We start from the raw sequence: 1,029 nt of genomic DNA, 5'->3' as shown, positions 1-1,029 counted from the left end.
CCCCAACGCTGAACGCCCATGCCCGATACCCAGCCCCCCGCCCACGACGCCGCCCCGCCGCTATCCGCCTTGCGCCATGGCACCTTTGAAGACGCCCAGGCCCTGTTTGCGGGCACCCTGTTTGTGGCCATGGCGCTCATGCTGTTCAACCAGGCGGGGCTGCTGGTGGGCGGCACGGCGGGCGCGGCGTTCTTGCTGCACTACGTCACCGGCATTTCGTTCGGCAAGCTGTTCTTTGTGGTCAACCTGCCGTTCTACTGGTTTGCCTGGACGCGCATGGGGCGCGAGTTCACGATCAAGACCTTTGTCTGCGTGGGCCTGCTGTCGCTGCTGACCGAGCTGTTCCCGCACGTGATGCATGTGGACTACCTGAACCCGCTGTTCGCCTCGTTGCTGGGCGGGCTGCTGCTGGGCACGGGCTGCCTGTTCCTGGCACGCCACCGCTCCAGCCTGGGTGGCGCCACCGTGGTGTCGCTGTACCTGCAAGGCCGCTACGGCATGCGTGCGGGCAAGGTGCAGATGATGATCGATGGCACCGTCGTACTGCTCGCACTGTGGGTGGTGCCGGTAGACCGTGTGGCGTATTCGGTGCTGGCGGTGCTGGTGATGAGCGGGTTTTTGTGGATCAGCCACCGGCCAGGGCGCTACGTGGGCCATTGAGCGAGACAGCCGCCAGCGCGGTGGCTGACAGCCTCGTCGTTTGAGCGCGACCCCGGGGCTCTGAGTCCCGCCAAACGCTGCGGGGCCATTCCATTCTCTGCGTCAACCCTGCTTCAGTGGGGTGCGCTTGCGCGTCCTCCCGCCCTAGAGTTCCAGGCACCCCGCCTGCACCCGCAAGAGGGAGCCGGACCTATTCGTGCCTCCCGAGGGGTTGGAGTGTCCATGCAGTTCACAGACCCGGAGAACCCTTGATGTATCGAAATTTTTCTGCCATGGCTGAGGCCCTGCGTGTGAGGCTTGCCGGTGCGGCATGGGCGTTGCCTCTGGTCATGGCAGGCGTCCTGGCAGCTTGCGGAGGCGGTGGTGGGG

The 1,029-nt window shown here is 65.7% G+C and carries 1 protein-coding gene; it reads left to right on the top strand.

Annotated elements, in window-relative coordinates; translation table 11 throughout:
* The first annotated feature begins 18 nt into the window (after positions 1 to 18).
* Positions 19 to 660 carry a YitT family protein gene (locus DBR23_RS24740; protein WP_056058586.1) on the top strand — a complete coding sequence of 214 codons (642 nt, stop codon included), beginning with the start codon at positions 19 to 21 and terminating at the stop codon, positions 658 to 660.
* Positions 661 to 1,029: the final 369 nt, after the last annotated feature.

It is taken from the genome of Acidovorax sp. HMWF018 (assembly GCF_003061035.1).
Lineage (GTDB): Bacteria > Pseudomonadota > Gammaproteobacteria > Burkholderiales > Burkholderiaceae_C > Acidovorax > Acidovorax delafieldii.
This window is presented reverse-complemented; position numbering and strand designations above follow the sequence as displayed.